The following is a 24,975-nucleotide window of genomic DNA, read 5'->3' on the forward strand; positions in this document are numbered from 1 at the left end:
CGCCTCGCCAACCTCGCCTCGCCAACCTCACCTCGCCAACCTCGCACCAAGGAGAAGCCGTGCCCGCCCAGGTCCCACCCGTCACCGACGAGCGTGACAGCCTCATCGCCTACCTCGACCAGCAGCGCGACGCCTTCGGGTCCGTCGCGTTCGGCCTGACCGAGGAGCAGATCCGACTCGCCCCCACCGCAGGGACGCTCACCATCGGTGGCCTCATCAAGCACGTGACGACCTGCGAGCGCGGCTGGACCGAGCGGATGGCCGCGGCGCCCGCAGAGCCGGCCCCCGACCCGCGGCCGGTTGCGGAGCGAGCAGCCGAGTACGGCCAGGACTTCGTCGTCAGCGACACCGACACGCTCGACTCGCTCCTCGCGGCGCTGTGGGCTGAGGGTGACCGCACGCGAGAGGTGCTGAGAGCCGCCGATCTCGACGCGCCGGTGCCGGTGCCGCGTGACGCGCCGTGGTTCCCCAAGGATCTTGATGCCTGGTCGGTCCGATGGGTGGCGATGCACCTCGTCGAGGAGCTCGCGCGCCATGCCGGGCACGCCGACATCGTGCGCGAGTCCATCGACGGCGCAACGATGTACGAGCTCGTCGCCGGCCGTGAGGGCTGGCCGGAGACGCCATGGCTCAAGCCGTGGCGGCCCGCTCAGGTGGCGCGCGCCTGAGGTCAGGTCTCACCAAAAGCCTTGCCAGCAAAGGCGAAGGGCCCTTTGGGAGTATGAGTCTCAAAGGGCCCCTCTAGGTGATCGGTCGATGTGACGCTCCCGATCGACTGCTCTTCTTCTCCGGTCCCGGTCGCCTCGTCACCCGGCTCCCGTGGTGGGTTGCCCCACCAGGTGGACCCTTGCCTCTGAGCTGTCCCGCTCTCCCCGGGGGGAGTGCGTGAGAGAATTTCTATCGGCCTGAGAAGGCTCGCGCAAGGGCTTTGGAGAAAGTTTTTCTGCGTCCACAGACGCACGGCGTGTCGTCCACACGACGACCCCCCTTCTCCACATCGAGGACCCCGAAGTGCACAGCTTTTCCCCCATCGCCTGTGGATTGAGGGCCGCGGCGTGGGCGGTGAATCGGCTCGCTGAGCCTGGGGTTCGGCGCCTCTGAGGGCCTCGTCAGGCCTGGTCTTTGGTCCCGGCGAGGACGTCGTCCAGCAGCTGCGCTGCCGCACGCGCCTCGGCTGCGCGATCGGCAGCTCCGACGCGGGTGTACTCGTCCGCGGCTGCCCGCAACGCCTCGATCTCGTCCGCGACGACGGCCCGCTCGTCGGCGTCGGTGAGCACCCGCCTCTCCGCCTCGGCCGCTCCCAGGCCGAGGGCGGCGCCGGCCACATGGCTCGAGGTCGTCGACGCAAGGTCGCCGCTGGTCGGGACCGCCTCGGCATTCTCGAGTGCCCCGATGGCGGACCGCAGCGTCGCCGCCCCGGCGCGGTCGCGCCCGCGCAGGGCGACGGTGAGTCGGGAACGCAGCGCGGAGCGGAGGGTCGAGGTGGCCATGCCCTCGACGGTATGCCGTCAGCAGCCTTGAGCGCCAAGCGGTTTCCGTTGCGGTGTGCTTGGCATCATGCCGTTTGTCGGGGCGGGAGCGCTGCGTGCGCGTTCAGGTGGCTCGAGACGCGTGTCAGGGGGCGAGCAGGTCTTGGTCTGCTGGGTGCCCGGGTGCGTCGAGCAGCCGCTCCCGGAAGAACCGAACCACGCGCTCGACCGCCTCCGGGTGCCGATGGTCGGTCAGGGTGGAGTGACCGTGCCCGTCGAGCTCGACCGCGATGAAGCCGTCGCCGAGCTCGCGCTTGAGGGTGTCGAACCGCGTCCCGGTCACCCAGTCGTGCTGGTACCGGACGCCGAGGACCGGGCACCCGTCCGCAACCCTGGCGCGAACCGTCGCGAGGTCCTCCGGCGAGAGGTTGACGTCTCCGGCGCGACTGCGCCCGAGTGGTAGGGGCGTCGCCGGCTGCGCGACCACCGGCGCGATGACGACGGGGTCGACCATCATCGCCAGCGCGAACCCTCCCGTCACGCACATGCCGATCGCGCCGACGCCGACCCCACCTGCCGTGTCTTGCAGCCAATGTGCAAGGGACCGAAGCCATCCCGCGAGCGGGGCCGTGCGACCCGTCGCGAACATGGTGAACTCCCTTGTGACACAAAGCCTTGGGACCACGCGACCGCCTTCCCAGGTTCGGGGCGGCGCATGGGAGGAGCCGAAGAGGTGCGGCATGGCGACGGTGAAGCCCTCCTCGACGAGCTCGTCGCCGAAGTCGATGACCTCCGGGGTGAGCCCGGGGCTCTCGTGGATGACGACGATGCCGGGACCACTGCCGCGCACGTACACAGGGAAGTCTGAGCCGTCGGCGCTGTGGTGACGCTGGGTCCACTCGGCGAGCAACGACATCACCCGAGCGTACGCGGGCATCCACGACGCAGCGGCCGAAGCGACCTGCGCGCCGGCGACTGGCCCGCACGGCTCAGCCGGACGGCATGGCCCGGGCGGACGGCATACCGCGGGGGGACGGCATACCTCGGCGACGGTCTACGACGTGTGGCCCTGTGGCTCGCCTGCGTCGGTGCCGAACGGGCGCATCGTGGCGACGGGGGTGGTTACAGTGGCGGCATGTCGACGAGCGTGGCGGGGGTCCGCGGCTGGTATGCCGGCCTGCTCGCGCCGTCCGTCCGCGATCCTCTGCCGGCGGCTGAGCCTGGCGAGGGGCGCCGGCTGCGCAACGAGACGATCCTCGTCCTCGGAGTGAGCCTGGGCTCGTCGGCCGTCTACGCGATTCTCAGCATCATCGAGAAGCTGACCCGGCCCGTCCCCCTCAGGCAGCAGACGACGGCGATGAACCAGTCGGCCACGCCGGGCCGCCCGTGGCTCGACCTGGCCTACCAGCTCGCTGGGATCGTGCTGCCGCTGGTCGCGGTGGCCTTGGCCCTGTACCTGCTGAACGGCATCCGCCAGCCCGCGGTCGACGTGCGCGCGGGCCGCTTCATCGGGTTCGACCGCCGCGAGCCGGGACGCGACCTGCTCCGTGGCGCCGGCCTCGCCGCCCTCATCGGGATCCCCGGTCTGGCCTTCTACTTCCTGGCCAAGGCGATCGGCATCAACACGCAGGTGTCGGCCGCCAACCTCCAGGCCGTGTGGTGGTCAGGGCCGGTGCTGGTGCTCGCGGCGATCGAGAACGCGGTGCTCGAAGAGGTCATCATGGTCGGCTACCTCTTCACCCGGTGGCGCCAGATCGGCTGGTCGTGGCCGCTGGTCATCGGGCTGTCCGCCGTGATCCGCGGGTCGTACCACCTCTACCAGGGCTTCGGCGGGTTCGCCGGGAACATCGTGATGGGGCTCGTTCTCGGCCTGGTGTTCGTGCGGACGCGCCGCGTCATGCCGCTCGTGGTGTGCCACGCGATCCTCGACACGGTCGCTTTCGTCGGGTACTCGATCCTGCGTGCCCGTGGCGTGAACATCTGACGCGACCTCCGGTCGAGCGAGCGCCCCCTCACACGCTGGTCATGTGTGCCCCAGGTGCGCGGTATGCCGCCCGGCACCTGGTGCCGCCGGCGTACGTCGATCGCGTGCGCGCCACGGAAATCCCCACCGCTAGCGATGCGTCGTCACCTCACCCAGTCCCACTGCATACGATGTCGCCCATGAACTCGGCCCGGCAGGTGCGCGCGCGCCTGCTCGGGGACCCTGCCGACGACTTCCGGCTCAGCCGGCGCGTGGCAGGGCGGATCGCCTGGCTTGGCTGGGCGGGGCCCCTGTTCTTCACCATCGTCGGTGGCTTCATGCGCTTCTGGCATGTCGGCGCGCCGCACGAGCTGGTCTTCGACGAGACGTACTACGTCAAGCAGGGCTGGTCGATGGTCCTGTTCGGCTTCGAGATGAAGAACGACGATCTCCTGCAGAGCGCCAAACAGGTCGACCAGCACTTCACGGCGAACGACCCGTTCATCTACGGCACGCAAGGCGACTTCGTCGTCCATCCGCCTGTCGGCAAGTGGCTCATCGGGCTCGGCGAAGTGCCGTTCGGCATCCTCAACTCGCTCGGGTGGCGGTTCGCCGTGGCCCTCGCCGGCACGATCTCGATCTTCATGCTCGGCCGGATCGCGCGCCGCCTGTTCCGGTCCGACCTCCTCGGCACTGTCGCCGCAGCGCTGCTGGCCTTCGAGGGGCACCACTTCGTCCACTCGCGCACCGGGCTGCTCGACATCTTCGTCATGTTCTTCGGGCTCGCGGCGTTCGGGGCGCTGCTCATCGACCGCGACAAGGCTCGCGAGATCCTCGCCCGCAAGGTGGGCGACCGCCCGCGTGGACAGATCCCGTGGCTTGGCCCATGGCTGGGCGCCCGCCCGTGGCGCTGGGTTGCCGGGGTCATGCTCGGGCTGTCGGCCGGCGTCAAGTGGTCTGGTCTCTACTTCCTCGTCGCGTTCGGCCTGCTCACGGTGCTGTGGGACCGCGGCGCGCGGAGGGCTGCCGGAGTGCCCGGCTGGCACGTCGCGTGGGTCGTCAAGGACGGGCTGTATGCCGCGGTGCAGGTGGTCGGCGCGGCGTTCGTCACGTACGTCGCAAGCTGGACGGGCTGGATCCTGACCAGCGGTGGCTCGTTCCGGACCTGGGCGGCCGACCGGCCGGAGCAGACGTCCTGGCTGCCGGACTGGTGGCGCTCCCTCTGGGCCTACCACCAGCAGATGTACGCCTCGACGCAGGCGATCACCTCCTCGCATCCCTACCAGACGAACCCGTGGTCGTGGCTCATCCAGGGGCGGCCGACGTCGTTCTACTACCAGGGTCCCAAGAAGGGCGCGGACGGCTGCCTCGTCGACCAGTGCAGCAAGGCGATCACCTCGATCGGCACCGTGTCGATCTGGTGGGGCGCGACGATCGCGATCTTCGTGCTGCTGTTCATGTGGGCGCTGCGCCGGGACTGGCGCGCCGGTGCGATCCTGTGCGGGCTCTTCGCGGGCTACCTGCCGTGGTTCTTCCTCGGCAACCGGACGATCTACTCGTTCTACGAGGTCGCATTCGTCCCGTGGGTCGTGCTCGCCTGCGTCTACGTGCTCGGCCTCATCGTCGGCGGGCGCGAGTCATCCGTGACGCGAAGACGGATCGGGCTCGGAGTCATGGGCGGGTTCGTGCTGCTGTCAATGGCCCTGTTCGCATTCTTCCTGCCCATCTACGTCGCTGATGTCATCCCGCTGAGCGAGTGGCAGGCGCGCATGTGGTTCCCCAGCTGGGTGTAGCCGGGACTGCTGCTGGCCGCTCGTCGGCTGATGCGATGGGACCTCTCAGGTGGCCGCTGCGGAGCCCGCGCGGATCTTTCGCGAAGCGCGCGCGGCGCCCTGCGGAGGGGCCGCGCGGGGGCGTGCGCAGGGGCCCGCGCTCGGCGCGCCCCGATTACGTATGCCGTCTCGCGGGGTGTTAGAGTTCACGCGCACTGGGGCTGTGGCGCAGTTGGTAGCGCGTCTCGTTCGCAATGAGAAGGTCAGGGGTTCGAATCCCCTCAGCTCCACAGACGTCAGAAGGACCGGACACGCTTTTCGTCCGGTCCTTCTGACGTCTCTGGATGTGTATGGGGGGATTCGGGAGGAGGAGCGAGGAACGAGCGACGACGGCTCCCCTCAGCTCCACATATGGAAGATGGACCGTCACGAAGTGGCGGTCCATCTTCCATATGTGGAACTGTCGGTCGATTCGGGGAGGAGCCGGCGCGCAGCAGAGGCGACAGAGTCCCTCATACCGAGCACGATGCGTCACGAAGGACAATGCTGCCCTCGGCAGAGGTCCGGGGTCGGGCGGGTCAGTAGGCGACGCAGATGTGCTCTCGGTGATGCTCGGCCCGATCCACCTCGTTGACGATCGCGTCGGCGAAGTCAGCGCCGGAGATCTCCGACTTGCCCTCCGCGTCGAAGAGCGCGATCTCACCGCCGACGCGGTAGGCGCCGGTCTTGTCACCGGGAGCCCAGGCGCCATAGCCGCCGGCGGGACTGACGAACACCCAGTCCAGCTCGGCGGGAGCCGAGGTAGCCAGCCAGTGCCGGGTGGCCTCTCCCTCCAGCGCCTCCTCGCGGAACTGCTCAGGGATATCGCCCTCCGCGAAACGGGGCTCTCCGGGCGCCGGACGCAGCGAAGAGAAACCTCCCACCATGATGAGCCGGGCGCCGGCTTCAGCCGCAGCCGCGGCATACAACGGATAGAGCTGGACCAGTCGACCAGCGGTCTCCCCGCGGGGTGACAGGGTCAGCACCACGGCGTCGGCGGAAGGGATGATCGCCACGGCGTCGGCAGCGTCACCGGTCTCGTAGCGCACCCCCTCGACTGGCTCGGCCGGGGCGTTGCGACTCCAGGAGACGACCTGATGGCCTCGGGCGACAGCCTCGCGGGCTAGGTTCGTGCCGGTGTAGCCGGTGCCTCCGATGATGGCGATGGTGGACACGAAGTGGCTCCTTTGTGACAGGTTCGGGGCTCGGCCGGGTAGCCGCGCCCGAGGATCGCCCGGTGGTCGTCGAGCCGGCCGACCTGCATTGGGCTCGCATCCAGTGCTTCCCTCCGGCAGGTGGGCGGTCACATGCTCTTGGCGTCTCCGCTCATGCTCCCGCTTCGAGGACTTCCATGTAAGTCTCGCCGGAGGTCAGGCGCCTTTACGCGGCTCCACCGCCCACCAGTTGTCCATCCGGCTGACTGCAACCGGACGGCTGGCACCGCGATCGACTCCATCACCAGCAAGGCTGTCGAGGACGCGTGCCAGGCGGTAGAGATAGGCGGCGATTCCGGCTGCCCCCTGCATCCACCCGATGCCGGGTGGGAGCAGCGGCTCGTCGGCGCGATGCTCGACGAACCGCCAGTACGCGCGGTCGCCCCCGACGCGCCCGCCCCCGACGCGCCCGCCCCCGACGCGCCCGCCCTCGACCACTGCGTGCTCGACGAGTGCGTCACCAAGGCGGACAGCGAACTCGAGGTCGCTGGGGTCACCGAGGCTCGTCCACGCGTCGAGGAGCATGTCGCCAACTCCCGCCGTGCCGCAGCAGCGACCGTCGTTGTCCCAGAAGCCCGGCCGCAGCCGCTCGGGTATGCCGGAGGCGCGCACCGCATCCAGGCACCCTCGGTGCCACCTGAGAGGGTGCTCACCCGCGACCTCGCGGACGCCTGCCGCGTCGAGGGCGAGGAACAGCAGCGAGGTTCCGGTGGGGCCGTGGCACCAGCCGTAGGCAAGGGGTTCGAGCCCGAGCTCGGGCGCCGCGGGGACGAGGTGTGGCAGCGCGAGGCCCGGATGGTCCGGCACGCGGAGCCCGACGAGATGCTCCGCCCCGCGCCTGGCTTGGTCGACGACATCAGGACGGTCCAGTGCGGTGCCGGCGAGAGCCAGCGCTGCCGCGACCCCCGCCGTGCCGTGCGACCAGTTCGGCATGTCGCGGCGCGGCCCCAACCGGTGGCGGGCCGGGACCATCGACCAGCTCAGGCCGTCGGCCATCGGCTCGGCCTCGGCGAGGAGCACGTCGACGCAGCGGTTCGCGAGCTCGCGTCCTGCCGGCGCACCGTTCCGCAAAGCCCAGATCGCCGCGAGGAGGACGCCGGCGGTGCCGAGCGTCGCGTCATTGACCCGCGCGTCGGGTGTGTAGTGCGGCGGTCCCGCGGCCTCGGTCGGCCAGCCGTCTGGAGTGAGCAGCTCGAGCAACCTCCCGATGGCCACATCCACGCTGTCAAGGTCCGGGCCGGCGCTGTCAGGGTCCCCGTCGGCGCTGGTTGAGCTCGCGCGGTTTCCAGAGGCGGCGACCAGCGCACCCACCGTGCTCGAGAGCCCGTCGAAGTACGACACCTCGGTCGCGGCGGGCGCCTCGGCGTTCAGGCGCGAGACGACTCCGTCGACGAGCCGGACCTCCTCATCGGTCCACGCGCGGGTGAGCCCGATCTCCGTGAGTGCGTGGACGAGTCCGGAGACGCCGCTGTGCAGCCCCTGCGCATATTTCGGGCGTTGCGCTGGCCCGCCCGCGGGGTCCACGGAGTCCGGGATCCAGGGCCCTTCGTCGTCCCACTCGACGTGGTCGAGCACCCAGCGCCATGCTGCAGCGCCGAGGTCCCGATAGGTCCGGGCCCTGACGCCTGAGGGCGGGCCCGGTTCGTCCGTCGATGCCTGCTTCGACATCTCGCCATCGTCCCAGACCCCGGGCACGCAGGTGCTGGACGGGAGAACCCGGCGCGCATCCTTGCGCCCGCCGACACCGCCGACACCGCCGACCCGCACGTGATGTAGGTCAGCGGGCAGAGCGTGCGATCTCGAGGAAGGGAATCGGGCAGCACGCGGACTCGGCGCACTGGACGAGGTCGTCACAGCCCGCGTCGCGGGCGGCGACGAGGCTGTCCCGGATGACGTGCAGGTCGGCGATCTTCTGGTCGACCTCCGCGAGCTTTGAGTCCACCCGGGCCTGCAGGCCGCCTGCCGACTCGCCGTGATGGTGACGACCGGCCTCCAGCAGCTCGGCCACCTCGTCGAGCGTGAACCCGAGCCGCTGCGCGGCCTTGATCACGCGAAGCGTCGTCACGGTCGACTCCGGGTAGAGCCGATGTCCGCCCAGGCTCCGCTGCGGCTCGTCGATGATCCCGCGGCGCTCGTAGTAACGCATCGTCTCGACATTGACCCCCACCGCCTCGGCCACCTGACCTGCCCGAAGCTCGCCCGTCATGCCTGGGCCCCCATCTGGGTCTCGGCCCTGGCACGCAGTGCTGCGAGGACATCCTGGTGCGCGGTCGGCGCGGTGACGGCGAGCGAGACCGTGCCGTCCGCAATCGCCAGGTCGAAGGCGAAGAAGGAGCAGCAGCCGGCCTCCTTCACAGCCAGCGCCGCAGCCCGCGCCGCGACCTCCGGGCCGGCCCGCAGGTCGAACCGGAGCCGGTCCGGCGCCTCAGCGTGAACGGAGCGGACATCGCGCGCGAACAGCTCGTCGAACTCCCGCAGGCGCACCGGCCGCTCAGCTGCGGAAAGGGTGCAGGATGCCGGGACTTCGTCCTGCCACGCCGTCAGGCTCAACTCTCGGTCTGCGGTCATGTCTCGACCGTAAACCCGGACCTAGGTACGGAATGCAAGCGCGAGGCTTCATCCAGACCAGCCCCTCAGACCAGACGTTGAGTCCACCGAAGCGCCCCGGCAGCGGCGAGCACCGCGATGAGAAGCGCGAGGCCGACAAAGACAGCCGTCAGGTCGCGCGTGCTGACGGTGTAGGCGACATCCCGGCCGATCTGGTCGTAGATCGAGCCGAGCTGGTCAGCGGTCTCCGCGGTGAAGGACGTGCCGCCGCTCTCCTGCGCGATCCTGGCCATGGACTCCGGGTCGTACGGGACCGGGATGTCCTGTCCCTGGACGTTCACCACCCCGCCCGACGTGCCGAAGGCGATCGTGTCGACCGGCACCTTCTGGGCCCGCGCGTCCTGAGCGGCCGCGTCGGCGGCATCGATCGGCGAGAGCTGACCGTCGCCGATGGTGGGAGAACCGTCGCTCATCAGCACGATCGCCGCCGGCGCCGGCTTGCCGGTGGTGCCCTTGGGCACGGCCGCGATCGCGGCCAGCGACTCACGCAGCCCGGGCGCCGTTGCTGTGCCCCCACCGACCGACAGCGACTGGATCGACGAGATCAGCTGTGCCCGGTCGGTCGTGGGCGGCACGAGCAGCCGGGCCGTGCTGTCGAAGGTGACCAGCCCGACCTGGATCCCCTGCGGCAGGTCCTGGACGAACTTGGTCGCCTGGGCCTGCGCCGCCTCCAAACGGCTGGGCTCGACATCGGTCGCGGTCATCGAGGCCGATGTGTCGAGGGTGAGCATGATCGTCGCGCGGTCCTTGGGCGTGCGCAGCGCCATGGCCGGCTCGGCGAACGCAACGACGAGAACGACGAGGGTGAGCAGCAGCAGCGCCCCCGGGATATGCCGCTGCCATCCCTGCCGGCGGGGCGCCACCGAGTCGAGCAGGTCCACGCTGGTGAACCGCAGCACCTGGACGTGGCGGCGGCGCTGGACGAGCACGTAAGCGGCGAGCAGCGCGACGGGCAGCACGAGGAGCAGCAGCCGCCACGCGGACTGGAAGGTCATGGGGTCACCGCCGACGCGAACCGCGCGATGACCTCGTCAGACGGCCGGGCACGCCGTGCCCGGTGCAGCTGGGCGGCGAACTGGACCGTGTCCGTGAGCCAGTCCCGGTCGGTGGACAGATGGAGGTATGCCGCACCGGTGCCGTCGATCCGCGCGCGGATGTCGCGATGACGCTCAGCCGCAGCCGCGGCATACCGTGCGCGAAGGCCTGGCGACGAGGACTGGATGTAGCGCTGCCGACCGGTCTCGGTGTCCACCACCGCGAGCACGCCGACGGCCGGCAGGGCGAGCTCGCGCGGGTCGGTCACGTGGACGGCCACGACATTGTGGTGACGGGCCCCGCGGCTCAGCGCGCCTGTCCAGCCGTCGTCGCCGAGGAAGTCCGAGATGACGACGACCTGGCAGCGACGTGGCTGCACCAGTGGTAGCCGCAGCAGTGCGGCCGACAAAGTGCCGCCTTCGCCGGGCGCGCCCGCCTGGCGGGCGGAGTCATGGACGGCAGCCAGCGCCGCCAGGAACGCGCTGCGCCCGCGCCGCGCTGGGATGTGCCCCAAGCGGTCCGCGCCGGCGACGAGGACGCCGAACCTGTTGCCGCCGCGCATGGTCAGCATGCCGAATGCCGCGGTGGCGCCGAGTGCGACGTCACGCTTCTCGCAGTCCGCGGTCCCGAAGTCCAGACTCGCCGACCGGTCCACGACAACCCACGTCTCGAGCTCGCGGTCGGCCTCGGTCTGCCGGACCCAGACCTGCCCCGAGCGTGCCGTGAGGTTCCAGTCCACGAGCCTGGCGTCGTCACCGGGTGCGTAGGGTCGCGCCCCGGCCCGCTCGCTTCCCGGCCCGTAGGCGTAGCTCGCGTGGTCGCCGGTGTCGCGGCCGTCGAGCCGGCGCACGATCGCCAGCTCGAGGCGTCGCAGGACCTGCGCCCTGGCTGCCGCCTCCGGCGCAGCCATCGACAGCAGCGGCGCGCTCATCCGGTCGCCTCCATCGGCAGCGCCACCTCGAACGACGGGATCGCTTGCTGCGGAGAGATGTTCGGCGCCGGCACCGAGCGCAGCAGCCTCTCCACGACCGCCTCGGGGTGCACACCCTCGGCCAGCGCGTCGTAGGTCAGGGTGATGCGGTGACGCAGGACCTCGGGCGCGACGTCGTACACGTCCTGCGGGACGACGTACCGGCGACCGCGGAGCACGGCGAGGGCCCGGGCGGAGATCAGCAGACCGAGTGTGCCTCGGGGACTGGCGCCGAGGGCGATCAGTCGAGCCAGGTCGTCCTGGCCCCACCGGGCGGGCTCACGGGTGACCATGACGAGCCGGACGGCATAGTCCTGGACGGCGTGGTGGACGAAGACGTCACGGACGACGCCCTGCAGCTCGACGAGCTGTTCGCTCGTGAGCACCTGCTCGGCCGCAGGTGCGTGGCCGGACATGCGGTGCGCGATCGCCACCTCCTCCTCGTAGGTCGGGTGCTTGACCATGACGTGCATGAGGAACCGGTCGCGCTGGGCTTCCGGCAGGGCGTAGACACCCTCGGACTCGATCGGGTTCTGCGTGGCGAGGACGAGGAACGGCTTCGGCAGCGGGCGGGTCTGGCCGGCGATCGTCACGTGCCGCTCGGCCATCGCCTCGAGCAGGGCCGACTGGACCTTCGCCGGGGCGCGGTTGATCTCGTCCGCCAGCACGATGTTCGCGAACAGCGGCCCCCACTCGATGGCGAAGTCCTCCTGCGACGGTCGCCAGGTGCGGGTGCCGACGAGGTCGGCGGGCACCAGGTCCGGCGTGAACTGGAGCCGGGCGAAGTCGCCGCCCACGGCCTGCGCCATGGTCGACACCGTCAACGTCTTGGCAAGACCCGGGAAGCCCTCGATAAGGCAGTGGCCGTCGGCGAGCAGGCACACCATGACCCGCTCGACGAGGCGGTCCTGACCCACGATGACCTTCTTGACCTGGAAGAGCGCATCGGCAAGCAGGGCCGCGTGGTCGGCACCCGGGATGGCAAGTGTGGGGGTCGGTTCCGGGGAGTGAACAGACTGGGTCACGGGGATGTCCTCTCGTGCGTGAGTGGTAGGTCAGCCGACCGGGCCGGTGCCCAGGCGGATCGAGGCGGTGTGCTTCTGGCCGGTCGGGTCGGTCCAGGCGACCTTCACGTCGTCGCCGGGGCGGTGCGCGGAGACGGCAGCCTTCAGGTCAGCGGCCGAGCTCAACGTCTGACCTGCGACGCTGGTGATGACATCTCCCGGCTGGATGCCCGCCTGCTCGGCCGCCGACCCGGACACCACAGACCCCACCAGCACGCCGCCGTTCGACGTGGCCCGCTGGCCGGAAGCGAGCTGCACGCCCAGGAACCCGGTTGCACCGACGTGGACCGTCGCCGACGACTTCCCGTCGATGATCTGCTGCCCGATGGACCGTGCCTGGTCGATCGGGATGGCGAAGCCTTCGACCGACACCGACACGTCACTGGATGAGGCGGCGCGGCCCTCGGCGGTGACGACTCCGACGACCTTTCCCGCGGCATCGACCAAGGCGCCACCCGAGTCCCCCGGCTGCACTGCCGCGTCGAACTGGATGAGGCCGGTGAGCCGGTGGGTGGAGCCGTCCGTCTCGTCCGTGACGGTGATCGGCTGGTCGAGCCCGAGGACGGCGCCGGCGACGGCGCTGGGCGTCCCGCCGACTCCGCCGGCGTTCCCGACTGCGACGACCGCGTCGCCGACGTGCACGGTCGACGACGTGCCCAGCGGCGCGACCGTGAGCCCGGACGCGTCCTTGAGGCGCAGGACCGCCACGTCGTGCGTGCTGTCGTAGCCGAGCACCGTTGCGTCATACGTCTTCGCATTGCCCACATCGGTCGCCTGGATCTTCGTCGCACCCGCCACCACATGATGGTTGGTGAGGACCAGACCGTCGGCGGACAGCACGATTCCCGTGCCGGCGCCCCGCGAGCCGTCGTAGCCGATGCTCGTGTTGATGTCGACGAGCCCCTTGGACACGGCGGCCGCTGCGGCGGCCTGCTGAGGGGTCAGGGTCTTGGACTGCGTGTTCGGCTGCTGCGCCCCGTTCGGCGGCGACCCCGGCGACTCCGGCGCGCCCCCGGGGGGCGCGGCAGGCTCGGACGTCCGCGGCGCGCTGGGAGCGGGGACCGACGGCGAGCTCGACGGGGTGGGCGAGGGCAGCACCGTCGCCGACGGCTTCGGCGGTGCCGCCGTGGTGTTGCTCGGGGACTGCAGCGCACCCGCGAGCGCCGCGCCGCCGGCAAGGAGCGCGATCAACGCCAGGACGGCGACCAGCATCCTTCGGCGGGGCGGCCGCTGCTGCGGGGGCGGTGGCGGCGAGTAGCCGGGGGGTGGCACGGCAGACGCTCGGGCATAGCCGCCAACCGTCTTGGGGTCCGCCCACAGCGACGACGTCCACGGGTCCGGGCCGCCGTGTGTCGGACCATCGGGCGTCGAGCCGTTACCGTGACCTGCATCGCCTTGGACCGACATGGCAACCTCACCGTGATCAGGCCGGCCACAGCAGCCGGGGCGCACAGTGTCGGGTCGAGAAACTGTCAGCAGGTCTCGCATCGGCTGTGAGGTCCATGTGTATGCGCACAGCCACGATCGAGGTCGCCGCCGGGCGGTATGCGGTGGCACCCTCCTTCGACGAGGCACCTGCACCCGGTCTTCCGTCACCCTCGTGCTCGTCGCTGCCTCACGCGTATCAGGTGTCCGACGGTGCCCGTCTGCTCAGAATGGGCGTCAGTCGGCGCCCGTGGTGACAACGACACGGAGTCAACATGGCGCTCGAGGAACGCGTCGACCCAACGCATGAGCCGATGGCGTCCACGCCCCTGAAGACCGACATGGCGGCAGTGGAGACCGTCTTTCGCAGGCGCGGCCTACCGGCCTTCACGCTGGGATACGACGAGGAGTACAGCGGCCGTGCGGGGAAGTTCCTGATGGCTGCCTTGGCCGCCACCGTAGCCACCTCGATACTTTCGATCGTTTTCAGCGGCCGGTCCTGGTGGCACTGGTTCGTCTACCTCCAGTACCTCGCGCTGCCGATTCAAGCACTGAACTCCCACATCGCGGCCCGAACGCCCGGGTCCGCCGCGGTGCAGCGTCAGCTTGGCGATGACACCCGGACGATGGGACCGAGGTTGCGCGTGGCAGTCGCCGTGTGCGCGGCGCTGGTCATGCTCGTGCTCTGGCTCGTCGTCGACAACCAGGTGTTGGGGTATGCCGCGATAGCCGGCGTCGGCGGCTTCCTCGCGATGTTGGTGCTGGACGCGATCGGAGGTGGCCTGTCTCTGCTCCTGCACCTGGCGAGCAAGCTCAGACACGGCTTCAGGTCAGGCGTGGGGACCGCCTTGCGACAGATGCCGCTCCTCTTCACGTCGCTGCTCATTGTCTTCGTCGCTGACGACGCGTGGCGCCTCTTCGGCATGCTGCAGGGTTGGCGCTACTGGGTCCTGGTCGCCCTGTTGTCGATCGTCGTCGTGGTGGCGCTGCACGTACGCACCCGCGCAGAGCGAGAACATGTCTTCGAGGTGGCCCGTCAGGCCCTCGAGCAACCGGACCGGGTCGAGCAGGCGGTCGGACGTGCAGAGCTCGGTGAGCCCGTCGGTGAACGACTGGCTCAGGTCAGGCCGGACACAGAGACGCTGCCACCCGCGGTTCGGCGGAACCTGCGGCTGATCCTCATGGGCACGGCGGTCCTGCGAGTCGCGCTGGTCGGACTTGCCACGGCCGCGGTCATGCTGGTCGTGGGCATGTGCATCGTCGACAGCACCGCCACGGAGCTGTTGCTCGAAAGCAAGCAGAATGGCTTCGTCGTCAATACGACGTTCGAGTCCGACCTCTTCGGTTCGAGCATCATCATCACAGAACCCCTGTGGAGGCTGACGCTCGTCCTTGGCGTTCTGGCAAGTCTGTCTTTCGCCATCACCCTGAACAACGGACAGGACAAGGAGTCCGCGGAGTCCGTCACCTTCATGCAGGACGAGCTCGATGAGGCGGCGGACAGCCTGGTGCTCTACTCGCTGTACCTGTCGGCCCACCGGCAGCTCCAGCGTGACCGCCCGGCCGCCTGACTTGGCGAAACGGCGGCCGGACTGCAGTCCTTCGGGGCAGACTTGAGCGTGTCTTCGCCGGAGGGGCTGGTGGGCCGCGGGATCGAGCTCGAGATCGCCGCGGCCGCCCTTCGACGTCTCGGTGACGGGCAGGCATCGGTGCTCGCGATCGAGGGCGAGGCCGGCATCGGCAAGACCCGCCTGGTGGAGAGCATCATCGAGCAGGCCCGCTCCCGCGGGGTGGCCGTCTACAGCGGCCAGGCACATCCGTTCGAGCGCACCCGCCCCTTCGGGGTGGTCGCCGCGGCGCTGGGCCTGAGCCGGCGCTCGGCGGACCCGCGCCGCGCCGCGATCGGCGCGCTGCTGGACGGTCGGAGCGCTGAGGCGAGCGCCGGTGGCGACATCCGGTTCCGCGTCGTCGAGGAGGTCGTGGACCTCGTGGAGAGCATGTGCGCGGACGGCCCGGCCCTGCTGGTGGCCGAAGACCTCCAGTGGGCGGACAGCTCGAGCCTCCTCGCCATCTTGACGCTGGCACGGCAGCTGCCGCTCGCGCCGCTGTTCCTCGTCGTGACGGCTCGGTCATCGCCGCAGCCGCCCGAGCTGGAACGGCTGCTCGACGATCTGGTCGCTGACGGCGCGCTCACGATCCACCTCCGGCCGCTGGGTCCCGACGACCTGACCGTGCTCGCCGGCGATGTGCTGGGGGCTCCTCCCGGGCCCGACCTGACCGCGATGCTCGCCAAGGCGGGCGGGAACCCGCTCTGGGCCGTGGCGATGCTCCGATCCCTGGCCGACGAGGGACTGCTGCGCCGAGCCGAGGACAGCCTCGAGGTGACGACCTCGGAGCTCCCGGCGTCGCTGAGCGACCTGGTGGTCCGCCGCCTGCGTCACCTTCCGGCGGCGACCCTGGAGCTCCTGCAGATCACCGCGGTGCTCGGCGACACCGTGTCCCTGCGCGAGGTCGCAGCGCTGGCTCGCAGGCCCCCGGCCGATGTCGTCGCGCAGCTCGCACCCGCGTTCGATGCCGAGCTGCTCGACGAGGTCGACGAGCGAGTCGCTTTCCGCCACCAGCTCGTGCACGACGCGATCTACCAGCACATGCCGCCCGCGGCGCGGCGTCTGCTGCACCGTGAGGCCGCGGTCGTGCTCATGGCCGCGGGCGCGGATCGACTGGACGTGGCCGACCATCTGATGCTCGGCGCCGAGCGTCCTGACGAACAGGCCGCCGCCTGGTTGCGCGATGCCGCCCGGGAGGCCTCCGCGCAGGCGCCCCTGGTCGCCGTCGAGCTGCTTCGCCGCGCAGAGGCATCACTGCCGGCGGGTCATCCTGAGACGGACGTGGTTGCGGCGGAGATCGTGCAAGCGCTCCTGCGCGCCGGGAGGGTGGCCGAGGCATCGGCACGTGCCGAAGCGTTCCTCGCTCGACCGCACGCAGCCGGGATGGACACCCCGATGCGCGTTGCGCTTCTCGGCGCGCTGGCCCTCCAGAACCGGGCCGAGGAGGTCATCGCGGTGGCGCGGGCCAGACTCGCCGACCCGTCAGGGCTTGGACCCTCGGACCACGTGCTGATCCTCGCCCAGCAGAGCTGGGCATGGACCTACACGGGCGACCCCCGAGCCGGTGAGTCGGCGGCCGGGCAGGCACTCCGCATCGCCGAGCGGGCCGAGGATGCGGCCATGACCGTGTGGGCCCTGACGGCGCTCCTCGTGGCGGTGGGTAGGCAGGGCCGCTTCGACGAGGCCCTGGTGCACGCGAGGCGGGCCGCCGACCTCGCCGCGGGCGCGCACGACGTCAGGTCGCTGCCGCTGCAGCCGCAGTACTTCCTCGGACTTGCCCTGTTCGACTGCGACCTCGTCGCCGATGCCAGAGCGGCATACCGATCGGCGCTCGACGACGAGTTCGGGACCGGATGGTGGCTCTCTGAGACGCTGATGGCCGACGCCCAGGCGTCGTTCGCGATCGGCGACTGGGACGACGCCCTGCCGGGCCTCATCGCCGGCGGCCTCGCCGCACAGGACAAGGGAAACCCGCTGCTCATCGCTCAGTCGCTCGCCTACCGAGCGGTCATCGCGACTGCCACGGGAGACCACCGGGCGGCGAACGACCTGACCGCCGGGATCGCCGGGTCGCTGGAGCAGGACCCCCAGAGCTACAACGCGGGGATCCGGGCGTATGCCGTGGCCGGGCTGAAGGCGGCCGAGGGAGACCTCGAGGGCGCGTATGCGGTGTTGCTGCGGTGTTGGCGCGTCGACGTTGCCCGGGAGTGCGGGTTCTACTACCGCTGGCTCGCGCCCGACCTCGTGCGTCTGGCCCTGGCCCTCGGTCATCGGGACGTCGCCACCGAGGTGGCCGACACGGTCGCCGAAGCAGCGGAGCTCGCACCAGGGGTGCCGACGGTTCGCAGTCTCGCGCTGCGCTGCCACGGTCTGGTGACGGGTCAGGTCGGCCCGATGCTCGAGGCCGTCGCGCTTGCTCGCGAGGCGCCGCTGCTGGTCGAGCACGCCGGCACGTGTGAGGACGCGGCGAACCTGCTGGCCCGTACCGGGCGGCGGGAGGAGTCGGCGGCGCTGCTCCATGAGGCACTGGAGCGCTACGAGCGAGCGGGCGCTCGTGGCTGGGCGGGCCGGGTCCGCGCAGAGCTGCGCGAGCTCGGCGTCCGCCCTGCCCCGCGCGGGTCGAGGGACCGGCCGGAGGACGGTTGGGCGAGCCTCACCACGACCGAGGTCGCGGTCTCGCGACTCGTGGCAGAAGGACTCACGAACGGTGCCGTCGCCAGGCGGCTCTACATCTCGCCGCACACCGTGAACAGCCACCTCCGGCACGTGTTCGCCAAGCTCGGCGTCTCGAACCGGGTCGCCCTCTCGACGGTCGTAAACCACTCGATCGAGTGATGTCTTCGCGGGCCGGCAGGAGCCACACTCGACCGCGTGCGGCATACGCCGCTCAAGCCTGGAGAAGGGGTGGCGACGATGGACCACGCTGCGGTGATGCGCAAGACCTACGAGCGGATCAACGACGGAGACATAGCCGGTTTCGGTGACCTGGTCGCTGACGACTTCGTCGAGAACCAGGGCGCCCCGGGCTTCCCCGACACCAAGGAGGGCACCCTCGACTACTTCCGCGTCCTCCTGGTCGCGTTCCCCGACCTGCGGATGAAGGTCGAGGACCTCATCGCCGACGGGGACAAGACCGTCGCGCGAGTGGCGGTCAGCGGCACGCACCAGGGCGAGTTCATGGGCATCCCGCCAACCGGCAGGCACGCGGAGATCCAGCTCATCGACATCATGCGGTTCAACCACGCAGGCCTGGTGGCCGAGCACTGGGGCGTCGGGGACATGCTGTCGCTGTTGCAGCAGCTCGGTGTCATACCCACCGGCGCACCGGCGTAGCCGTCGCCACAACCACTGAGGAGCTGACCATGCCGAGAATCGTCATCACCCACGCAGTCAAGGACCGTGACCGCTGGCTGGGCGGCAAGGCCGAGCGCGCCGGCGCCATGCCGGGTGCGACCGGCATGACCGACCTGGTGGCTCTGGACGGGAGCAACCACGCCGCCGTCGCGTTCGACCTCGACAACCTCGACGCCCTCAAAGGGGTGCTGTCCTCGATGCCTCCGGAGCTGGCCGCCCAGGCGGAGTCGCACGGGGTCATCATGCCGATGACCGTCTACGTCGAGGCCTAGAGCAAGACCTCTGCACACCGGTGCACTGTGAACGCAGTGGGCCGCTGACCCGGGAGATGGTCCTCATGGCTGTCAAGGTCGTCATCGAGTTTCAGGCCAAGCCGGGCGCGCGAGCAGCGCTCAAGGGTCTGCTCGAGAACATCTCGGCGACGCACGGACCGAGAGCGCAGGGCTTCCTCGGGAGCACGGTGTACGAGGGGCTCGACAGCCCGGACGTCCTGGTCGAGATCGCCGGATGGGAGTCCGCCGAGCTGCAGGCCGCCGCGGTGGCGGCGGCCTCCTCCGAGGGCCTGTACGCGCCGGTCCTCGAGCTCCTCGCGGCGCCGTTGAGGGCCACCCGGATCGGCTAGCCCATCTCAGAGGGCCCTTCACGGTTGCCTGCCATACTCGGACGGTGCCGGACGTCACGATCGAGCACGCCGCGGCACGGCACCTCGCGGCCGTGCGCCGGCAGGTCGCCGTCGGACAGGTCGGCGCCGTCTGGCAACCCGCGCTCGACCAGGTCTGGGAGTTCCTTCGAGCAAACCCAGGTCTGCGCGGCGACGGCCACAACATCTTCCTGTACCACCACGCACCCGCCCCCGGGCTGCCGATGAACGTCGACTTCGGTGTCGAGGTGCTCGGCTCGTTCGACGCCTCCGGCGAGGTCGTGCCCGTCCAGACTCCTGCAGGGGAGGTCGCCACCGCCGTCCACCTCGGCCCGTACGAACAGCTCGGCGAGGCACACGCTGCCATCGAGGCCTGGCGCGCCCGGGAAGGCCGGTCGTTCGCCGGAATGTCGTGGGAGATCTACGGCGACCCCACGCCCGATCCGGCTCAGACCCGGACGACCGTGTCCTACCTGCTCACTCCCCTGTGAGCACAGCCGGGATCGGCGAGACGTTGCAGACGCTCGCCCGCATCGGCGCGCTGCCGCTGATCGGGTCGCTGGGGGTCTGAGGCAGCACGAGGTTGAGGTTGGCACCTTCGGCGGTGTACGGCGGGTAGCCCGGCAGCCCGAGCTCGTCACAGGCCTGCCACCAGCCGTGCTGGCCGAAGACGACCTGGGGGTCGAGCGCGGCGTTGAGCTTCACCCGCGACCGGATGCTGCCGTAGGGCGTGTCCAGCGAGACCCAGTCACCCGCACCGATCCCGCGGGACTCTGCGGTCGCCGGGTGCATCTCGAGCAGGGGCTCAGGGGCGCTCTTGCGCAGCGCGGCCACCTGCCTGTGCTGGGTCTCGCAGAAGAACAGCGACTTGGCGCAGCTGAGGACCAGCGGGTACCGCTCGGCGAGGTCGGGCCGGGAACGCGGGCTGATCAGCGGCTCCACGTATGCCGGCAGCGGTTCGTAGCCGTGGGCGGCGAGGGTTGCGGAGTACAGCTCCACCTTGCGCGAGGGGGTCGCGAAACCGGACTCGGCGTACTTGCGGTAGCGGGTGGTCAGCGGCACCCGCACGCCCTCGGGGTGTGCCCGGAGGTCTTCCAGCGTGATCCCGCTGGGCGCGAGCTGATGGCGGTATGCCGCGTCGATGTCGCCGTCCCAGAAGTGCTCTCCGAGACCGAGCCGGGTCGCGAGGTCGAACACGATCTGGAGGTCCGACCGTGCTTCGCCGCGCGGCGCGACGAGCGGCCGCCTGAGCTGGACGAGCGACTGCGCCTCCTGGCTGTACTCGAAGCCGATCTTCAGCGCCTCGGACTCGAAGGGCGTCGTCACCGGCAGCACGATGTCCGCGAGCTCTGCCGTCGGGGTCATGAAGAGGTCCGCCTGGACGAAGAAGTCGAGACTGCGCAGCGCCTCCCGGCCGCGGAGGCTGTCCGCGTGGGCCATCACCGGGTTGCCGCCAAAGCCCACCAGCGTGGTGATCCGGCGTTCGATGGCCGCTGTGTAGAAGTCCTCGCCGGTGACGAACTCGAACCGGGCGGGCCCGAGCGGGCGTTGCTCGACTCCGACCGCCGGGGGCCGCGGTCCGGAAAGGAGCTCCATGCCGTCGATCGGGTTCGACGGGACTGCCTCGAACAGGACGTTTCCGCCGCGCACGTCGAAGCTTCCGGTCAGGGCATAGAGCACGTCGATCGCACGTATGGTCTGCGTTGCCCCGTTGTGCTGCTCCAGTCCGCTCCAGGTGTAGAAAGCGACGGGCCGGGACTCCCAGAGGGTCCTCGCGGTAGCGACGATGTCGGCCGCGGGCACTCCCGTGATCACCTCGGCGCGATCCGGAGGGAACTCCGCGCATCGCGACGCGAGCAGCTCCCACACTGTTGCGCCATCGACGACATCTGCGGCGTTGGTCCAGTCGCGGACGAAATCGGCGTCGTACCAGCCGTTCTCGATCATCACATGGGTCAGCGACAACGCGAGCGCGCCGTCGGTGCCGGGTCGGACTCGAAGCCAATGGTCCGCCTTGGAGGCGAGCCCCGCCTTGCGCGGGTCGACGACGACCAGCTTCGCCCCTCGCCGGAGCGCGGCGACCGTGCTCGTCGCGTGCGCCAGGCGCGCCACCGAGGGGTTGTACCCCCAGAACAGGATGCACCCGGCGTTGTCGAGGTCCGGCAGATAGACGCCGGGCACCGACGCGCCGAAGGTGTACAGCGGCGCGAAGTAGCGGCCCCAGCCGCAGAGCTCCATGTAGCCGCAGTAGTTCGGGCTCCCGAAGGCCCGGATCAGCCGCTGGACCCAGTCGACGGCGTCGCTGATCGCCGAGGTGGACGGCGAGCTCGAGCTGAACCCCACCGACCCAGGCCCGTCGGTTGCCGCGGCAGTCTGCAGCCGCATGGCGACCTCGTCCAGGGCCTCGTCCCAGCTGACTCGCTCCCACCCCGGATCCGACGCATCCTTCGGGTTGGTCCGCCGCATCGGGTGCAGCAGCCGCGACGGGTGGTAGACGATCTCGGGGGCCGCCTTGCCCTTCAGGCAGATCGCCTTCCCGGTCGGGTGGGACGGATCGGGATGCAGGGCGAGCAGTTTCCCGTCGCTGACCTCGGCGCGCGCCCCGCAGCGCGACACACACAACGGACAGAACGTCGGAACGGAGTCCCCAGCCACCGTCCGATTCTCGCGCTCCGGACTGAGCTCGACAACGGCCTCGGGGCCGAAAGGACCCCGGCAGCTTCCGCACGTATGCGCGTATGCCGGACCCAACCGAATACGTCCTGGAATCCTTGGCGCTGGAAGAGCTTTCGAGGGCGACGGAGGCCCAAGATGTCGGACAAGGACGCTCGAGACGGCGAGCTGGGTCACACCGGGTACGAGATCTTCATCGGGGCGCTGTCGGTGCTCTCGCTGGTCAACATCGTGCTGCTGGCCCTGCTCCGAGATCCGGCCACGCAGAACGTGGTCCGGGTCATGGACCTGTTCCTCAGCGCGGTGTTCCTCGGCGACTTCCTGGTGCGTCTGCGACGGGCTCCGTCCCGGACGAGCTACTTCTTCCGCCAGTACGGCTGGGCGGACCTGCTGGCGAGCCTGCCCTTCCCGCAGATCAAGATCCTGCGCGTCTTCCGGCTGGCCCGCGTCGTCCGCCTGCTGCGCAAGTACGGCGCCCGCAACATCGGCCGAAGCCTCCTCGGTGACCGCGCCGGAAGTGCCCTGCTGTCCTTGCTTCTCGTCGGCGTCCTGATGATGGAGTTCGGGAGTCTCGGGCTGCTGCGCCTCGAGCAACCGGCGCCGGACGCGAACATCGTCAACGCGTCGGACGCCATGTGGTACGTCATCGTGACGATGTCGACGGTCGGCTACGGCGACCAGTACCCCGTCACCAACGGCGGCCGAGAGCTGGGAACGGTCATCATCATCGTCGGGGTCGGCATCTTCGGCACCCTCACCGGCTACCTGGCCAACCTCTTCCTCGCGCCGCGAGGCGCACAGGCGACCCAGGACAAAACAGCGCAAGACAAAGCAGACCAGGACACGGCAGCCCCGGACACCGCAGCACAGGCCGGTACGACCACCCCCGCGGAGGGCCTCCCCTCGGTCGACCTCGAGGGACAGCTCCAGCAGATGCGTGCAGCGCTCAGCCAGCAGCAGGCCGCTCTCGATGCGCTGGAACGCTCGCTGCGGGCCGGCTGACGATTCACCCGCTCCGGGGGTGCCACGCCACTCGCTGGGGACGGTGTCATGACGGAGTAACGGAGTCATCGTGCGAAGGAGACAGTGATGGGACTGCGGGATCGCCGGGAAGAACGCCGGGAGGAACGACGCGACGAGCGCCGCGGCATCGGCCGGACCACCTACCGGATGCGGCAGAAGCTCGTCGCGATCGGCGACGACTCCTGGATCGAGGACGAACAGGGCCGACGCGCCTACAAGGTCAACGGCAAGGCGATGCGGATCCGCGACACCCTCATCTTCGAGGACGCCTCCGGCACCGAGCTGCTCAAGCTGCAGGAACGCAAGCTGCGGGTGCGGGACACCATGGACATCGAGGACGCCTCCGGGCGGACCGTGGCGACCGTCAAGAAGGCGATGATCAGCCCGCTGCGGGAGCGGTTCACCGTCGAGGTCGCCGACGGGCAGGACATGGAGGTCCAGGGCAACATCGTGGACCACGAGTACAAGGTCTCCCAGGGCGGGCAGGAGGTGGCCGAGGTGTCCAAGCGGTGGTTCCGGATCGCCGACACCTACGGCGTGGAGATCCTCGAGGGCCACAACGACGTGCTGATCCTGGCGGTCACCGCGGTCATCGACAGCATGACCCACGACGTCGGCTAGCGCCCTTCCGTCCCTCGACCCGTGACCGGGCGCCCACTCGACGTGTGACGGGGCGCCCACTCGACGCCGGTCGTGGCCGTCGACGTGTGACCGGGCGCCCACTCGACGCCGGTAGTGGCCGTCGGCGTGTGACGGGGCGCTCACTCGACGCCGGTCGTGGCCGTCGACGTGTGACCGGGCGCCCACTCGACGGTCGAGTGAGCGCCTCGTCACAGCAGCACCACCCGCCACGTGACGCACGGGCTCAGCGGCCGTCGGACCCCCGGGTCACCCAGCCGCGCTCGGACGCCTCCCAGCCGAGCTGCATACGGGAGGTGGCGCCGGTGTAGTCCATCAACGCCTTGAGGCGGCGCTGGACGGTCCGTCCGCTCATCCCCAGCTGCTTGCCGACAGCCTCGTCGGTGAGCCCGCCGAGCATCAGCGAGACGAGCGCGATGTCATGGCTGTCGGGGCCCGCAGCGAGCCCCTCCTCGATGCTCTCGTCCGATCCCAGGACGACGGGAACCCCTGCGGCCCAGACGAACTCGAACAGCGAGACCAAGGAGCGCACCAGGCTCGGGGCCCGGATGACTACCGCGGCGGTGTCGTGGCCGCGCACGGAGAGTGGGGCCATCGCGACGGCTCCGTCCGTGACGATCAGCTTGGTCGGGACCTTGTGGACGGTGCGGACGAGCGCATTCCCGCCGAGCGCGTCGCGGACCTCACCGGCCGTCGCGGGATCCTCGAGGGCGGCCCGTTCCATCGCGACTCGAAAGGTGACGCCGCGCTGGAGCGCCTGCTCCTCCGCCTGGTTCTCCTCCGGGCTGACGGCGACGGGGCGCGCGTCGACGAAGGCGCAGACTTCCTCGCGGGCACCGAGCTCCAGCTGGAGGAATCGTGCCCCGACGGCCTCGGCTCCGAGCACGACCTCGACGAGGTCGCCGACGCCCGCATGGTTGACGTCCCGTCGGAACAGCTCGGTCAGCTGCGCGACCGACGTCTCCGCCACCGACAGGGCGTGCCGGTGCGAGTTGAGCAGACCCTGGAGCGCCACGTCCGGGGCCGTCGGGAACCACAGAGGCGGCTCCCCCGCGAGCGTCGTCCTCTCGACGAGCCCGAGGTCGCGCAGCGAGCAGAGGACGTTGTGGACGTCCTCGGGGGAAGAGCTCCAACGGGCCGCCAGGTCCCCTTCCGTGCCACCGCCTTGGACGACGAGCGAGTGGTAGTCGAGCTGCTGCGCGGCGTTCAGCCCGAGGGCTGTGAGGTCCACCTCAGGGCTCATGCACGGCTCCCTCTCACCCCGGCCCGGTCCGCCCGTCGCAAAAGGCCGGGCTGTCGAGAACACGACATGTCGATTCTCCGCCTGCCCGGAGGGGTTCCGCGAGTGGGGGGCCTCTTGTCACCCTTCTCGTGGCGATGGCCCCACCCCCCTCGGGGCCTGCCGCGGCGAGGGCGCCTGACCGGTGCCGCGCCGTGCTCCCAAAACCGGGTACCAAGCCCGGCTCCATCCTCACGGAGGT

The 24,975-nt window shown here is 70.2% G+C and carries 23 protein-coding genes and 1 tRNA gene; 12 read left to right on the top strand and 12 right to left on the bottom strand.

Features of this window, described 5'->3' with window-relative positions; all coding sequences use genetic code 11:
* Positions 1-59 precede the first annotated feature (59 nt).
* Positions 60-668, top strand: coding sequence for a DinB family protein (locus ACYVLP_RS17610; protein ID WP_460628626.1), 609 nt, complete (start codon positions 60-62; stop codon positions 666-668).
* Positions 669-1,109: 441 nt separating this feature from the next.
* Here ACYVLP_RS17610 and ACYVLP_RS17615 read toward each other — a convergent pair whose 3' ends face one another.
* On the bottom strand, positions 1,110-1,490 hold the full coding sequence (locus tag ACYVLP_RS17615; protein WP_460628627.1) for a hypothetical protein: 381 nt from the start codon (positions 1,488-1,490) through the stop codon (positions 1,110-1,112).
* A 124-nt stretch (positions 1,491-1,614) separates the two neighbouring features.
* Complete coding sequence (locus ACYVLP_RS17620) at positions 1,615-2,385, bottom strand: dienelactone hydrolase family protein (protein WP_460628628.1); 771 nt, start codon at positions 2,383-2,385, stop codon at positions 1,615-1,617.
* 219 nt (positions 2,386-2,604) lie between these two features.
* Here ACYVLP_RS17620 and ACYVLP_RS17625 point away from each other — a divergent pair, with 219 nt between their 5' ends.
* The 3 genes from ACYVLP_RS17625 (at position 2,605) to ACYVLP_RS17635 (ending at position 5,494) form a co-directional block, all read left to right on the top strand.
* Positions 2,605-3,453, top strand: coding sequence for a CPBP family intramembrane glutamic endopeptidase (locus tag ACYVLP_RS17625; RefSeq protein ID WP_460628629.1), 849 nt, complete (start codon positions 2,605-2,607; stop codon positions 3,451-3,453).
* A gap of 179 nt (positions 3,454-3,632) precedes the next feature.
* Positions 3,633-5,225 carry a dolichyl-phosphate-mannose--protein mannosyltransferase gene (locus ACYVLP_RS17630; protein ID WP_460628630.1) on the top strand — a complete coding sequence of 531 codons (1,593 nt, stop codon included), beginning with the start codon at positions 3,633-3,635 and terminating at the stop codon, positions 5,223-5,225.
* Between the two features lie 196 nt (positions 5,226-5,421).
* A tRNA-Ala gene (locus ACYVLP_RS17635) sits at positions 5,422-5,494 on the top strand.
* Positions 5,495-5,782: 288 nt separating this feature from the next.
* Here ACYVLP_RS17635 and ACYVLP_RS17640 read toward each other — a convergent pair.
* The 8 genes from ACYVLP_RS17640 to ACYVLP_RS17675 all read right to left on the bottom strand — a co-directional run bounded on the left by ACYVLP_RS17640 (position 5,783) and on the right by ACYVLP_RS17675 (position 13,540).
* Entirely contained in the window at positions 5,783-6,418 is a 636-nt protein-coding gene (locus tag ACYVLP_RS17640; RefSeq protein ID WP_460628631.1) for an NAD(P)-dependent oxidoreductase, read from the bottom strand.
* Positions 6,419-6,613: 195 nt separating this feature from the next.
* Entirely contained in the window at positions 6,614-8,125 is a 1,512-nt protein-coding gene (locus ACYVLP_RS17645) for a hypothetical protein (protein ID WP_460628632.1), read from the bottom strand.
* A gap of 109 nt (positions 8,126-8,234) precedes the next feature.
* A complete protein-coding gene (locus ACYVLP_RS17650; protein ID WP_460628633.1) occupies positions 8,235-8,663 on the bottom strand; it encodes a MerR family transcriptional regulator in 429 nt (142 codons plus the stop codon).
* Positions 8,660-9,025 carry a hypothetical protein gene (locus ACYVLP_RS17655; protein WP_460628634.1) on the bottom strand — a complete coding sequence of 122 codons (366 nt, stop codon included), beginning with the start codon at positions 9,023-9,025 and terminating at the stop codon, positions 8,660-8,662. The genes ACYVLP_RS17650 and ACYVLP_RS17655 overlap by 4 nt, the downstream gene beginning before the upstream one ends.
* A 65-nt stretch (positions 9,026-9,090) precedes the next feature.
* The gene (locus ACYVLP_RS17660; protein ID WP_460628635.1) at positions 9,091-10,059 is read right to left on the bottom strand and encodes a VWA domain-containing protein; all 969 of its coding nucleotides are present in this window, start codon (positions 10,057-10,059) and stop codon (positions 9,091-9,093) included.
* The gene (locus tag ACYVLP_RS17665) at positions 10,056-11,030 is read right to left on the bottom strand and encodes a DUF58 domain-containing protein (protein WP_460628636.1); all 975 of its coding nucleotides are present in this window, start codon (positions 11,028-11,030) and stop codon (positions 10,056-10,058) included. Before ACYVLP_RS17665 ends, ACYVLP_RS17660 begins: the two co-directional genes overlap by 4 nt.
* The gene (locus ACYVLP_RS17670; RefSeq protein ID WP_460628637.1) at positions 11,027-12,094 is read right to left on the bottom strand and encodes an AAA family ATPase; all 1,068 of its coding nucleotides are present in this window, start codon (positions 12,092-12,094) and stop codon (positions 11,027-11,029) included. Before ACYVLP_RS17670 ends, ACYVLP_RS17665 begins: the two co-directional genes overlap by 4 nt.
* Before the next feature lie 30 nt (positions 12,095-12,124).
* A complete protein-coding gene (locus ACYVLP_RS17675; protein ID WP_460628638.1) occupies positions 12,125-13,540 on the bottom strand; it encodes a S1C family serine protease in 1,416 nt (471 codons plus the stop codon).
* 293 nt (positions 13,541-13,833) lie between these two features.
* Here ACYVLP_RS17675 and ACYVLP_RS17680 point away from each other — a divergent pair, with 293 nt between their 5' ends.
* The 6 genes from ACYVLP_RS17680 to ACYVLP_RS17705 all read left to right on the top strand — a co-directional run bounded on the left by ACYVLP_RS17680 (position 13,834) and on the right by ACYVLP_RS17705 (position 19,650).
* Positions 13,834-15,129 carry a hypothetical protein gene (locus tag ACYVLP_RS17680; RefSeq protein ID WP_460628639.1) on the top strand — a complete coding sequence of 432 codons (1,296 nt, stop codon included), beginning with the start codon at positions 13,834-13,836 and terminating at the stop codon, positions 15,127-15,129.
* Positions 15,130-15,177: 48 nt separating this feature from the next.
* Positions 15,178-18,000 (top strand): helix-turn-helix transcriptional regulator, encoded by a 2,823-nt coding sequence (locus tag ACYVLP_RS17685; protein ID WP_460628640.1) that lies wholly within the window; start codon positions 15,178-15,180, stop codon positions 17,998-18,000.
* Positions 18,001-18,036: 36 nt separating this feature from the next.
* Positions 18,037-18,498, top strand: coding sequence for an ester cyclase (locus tag ACYVLP_RS17690; protein WP_460628641.1), 462 nt, complete (start codon positions 18,037-18,039; stop codon positions 18,496-18,498).
* Between the two features lie 29 nt (positions 18,499-18,527).
* Complete coding sequence (locus tag ACYVLP_RS17695) at positions 18,528-18,791, top strand: hypothetical protein (RefSeq protein WP_460628642.1); 264 nt, start codon at positions 18,528-18,530, stop codon at positions 18,789-18,791.
* Positions 18,792-18,856: 65 nt separating this feature from the next.
* Positions 18,857-19,141, top strand: a complete 285-nt coding sequence (locus ACYVLP_RS17700; RefSeq protein ID WP_460628643.1) for an antibiotic biosynthesis monooxygenase family protein — start codon at positions 18,857-18,859, stop codon at positions 19,139-19,141.
* 44 nt (positions 19,142-19,185) lie between these two features.
* Positions 19,186-19,650, top strand: a complete 465-nt coding sequence (locus tag ACYVLP_RS17705; RefSeq protein WP_460628644.1) for a GyrI-like domain-containing protein — start codon at positions 19,186-19,188, stop codon at positions 19,648-19,650.
* On the opposite strand, the gene ACYVLP_RS17710 is transcribed toward ACYVLP_RS17705, so the two are convergent.
* Positions 19,637-21,814, bottom strand: coding sequence for a molybdopterin-containing oxidoreductase family protein (locus ACYVLP_RS17710; protein WP_460628645.1), 2,178 nt, complete (start codon positions 21,812-21,814; stop codon positions 19,637-19,639). The two genes, ACYVLP_RS17705 and ACYVLP_RS17710, sit on opposite strands and share 14 nt — an antisense overlap.
* Positions 21,815-21,970: 156 nt before the next feature.
* Here ACYVLP_RS17710 and ACYVLP_RS17715 point away from each other — a divergent pair, with 156 nt between their 5' ends.
* Positions 21,971-22,834 carry an ion transporter gene (locus tag ACYVLP_RS17715; protein ID WP_460628646.1) on the top strand — a complete coding sequence of 288 codons (864 nt, stop codon included), beginning with the start codon at positions 21,971-21,973 and terminating at the stop codon, positions 22,832-22,834.
* Positions 22,835-22,921: 87 nt separating this feature from the next.
* On the top strand, positions 22,922-23,476 hold the full coding sequence (locus ACYVLP_RS17720; RefSeq protein ID WP_460628647.1) for an LURP-one-related/scramblase family protein: 555 nt from the start codon (positions 22,922-22,924) through the stop codon (positions 23,474-23,476).
* Between the two features lie 244 nt (positions 23,477-23,720).
* Here the strand turns inward: ACYVLP_RS17720 and ACYVLP_RS17725 are convergent, their stop codons facing one another.
* The gene (locus ACYVLP_RS17725) at positions 23,721-24,737 is read right to left on the bottom strand and encodes a helix-turn-helix transcriptional regulator (protein WP_460628648.1); all 1,017 of its coding nucleotides are present in this window, start codon (positions 24,735-24,737) and stop codon (positions 23,721-23,723) included.
* Positions 24,738-24,975: the final 238 nt, after the last annotated feature.

The organism is Intrasporangium mesophilum (assembly GCF_054783095.1).

What these genes read in the sequence shown, in the direction of transcription:
- ACYVLP_RS17615 (WP_460628627.1), bottom strand. Translation starts at nt 1,490, where the DNA reads ATGGCCACCTCGACCCTCCGCTCCGCGCTGCGTTCCCGACTCACCGTC.
- ACYVLP_RS17620 (WP_460628628.1), bottom strand. Translation starts at nt 2,385, where the DNA reads ATGTCGTTGCTCGCCGAGTGGACCCAGCGTCACCACAGCGCCGACGGC.
- ACYVLP_RS17625 (WP_460628629.1), top strand. Translation starts at nt 2,605, where the DNA reads ATGTCGACGAGCGTGGCGGGGGTCCGCGGCTGGTATGCCGGCCTGCTC.
- ACYVLP_RS17630 (WP_460628630.1), top strand. Translation starts at nt 3,633, where the DNA reads ATGAACTCGGCCCGGCAGGTGCGCGCGCGCCTGCTCGGGGACCCTGCC.
- ACYVLP_RS17645 (WP_460628632.1), bottom strand. Translation starts at nt 8,125, where the DNA reads ATGTCGAAGCAGGCATCGACGGACGAACCGGGCCCGCCCTCAGGCGTC.
- ACYVLP_RS17650 (WP_460628633.1), bottom strand. Translation starts at nt 8,663, where the DNA reads ATGACGGGCGAGCTTCGGGCAGGTCAGGTGGCCGAGGCGGTGGGGGTC.
- ACYVLP_RS17655 (WP_460628634.1), bottom strand. Translation starts at nt 9,025, where the DNA reads ATGACCGCAGACCGAGAGTTGAGCCTGACGGCGTGGCAGGACGAAGTC.
- ACYVLP_RS17660 (WP_460628635.1), bottom strand. Translation starts at nt 10,059, where the DNA reads ATGACCTTCCAGTCCGCGTGGCGGCTGCTGCTCCTCGTGCTGCCCGTC.
- ACYVLP_RS17665 (WP_460628636.1), bottom strand. Translation starts at nt 11,030, where the DNA reads ATGAGCGCGCCGCTGCTGTCGATGGCTGCGCCGGAGGCGGCAGCCAGG.
- ACYVLP_RS17675 (WP_460628638.1), bottom strand. Translation starts at nt 13,540, where the DNA reads ATGTCGGTCCAAGGCGATGCAGGTCACGGTAACGGCTCGACGCCCGAT.
- ACYVLP_RS17680 (WP_460628639.1), top strand. Translation starts at nt 13,834, where the DNA reads ATGGCGCTCGAGGAACGCGTCGACCCAACGCATGAGCCGATGGCGTCC.
- ACYVLP_RS17695 (WP_460628642.1), top strand. Translation starts at nt 18,528, where the DNA reads ATGCCGAGAATCGTCATCACCCACGCAGTCAAGGACCGTGACCGCTGG.
- ACYVLP_RS17700 (WP_460628643.1), top strand. Translation starts at nt 18,857, where the DNA reads ATGGCTGTCAAGGTCGTCATCGAGTTTCAGGCCAAGCCGGGCGCGCGA.
- ACYVLP_RS17715 (WP_460628646.1), top strand. Translation starts at nt 21,971, where the DNA reads ATGTCGGACAAGGACGCTCGAGACGGCGAGCTGGGTCACACCGGGTAC.
- ACYVLP_RS17720 (WP_460628647.1), top strand. Translation starts at nt 22,922, where the DNA reads ATGGGACTGCGGGATCGCCGGGAAGAACGCCGGGAGGAACGACGCGAC.
- ACYVLP_RS17725 (WP_460628648.1), bottom strand. Translation starts at nt 24,737, where the DNA reads ATGAGCCCTGAGGTGGACCTCACAGCCCTCGGGCTGAACGCCGCGCAG.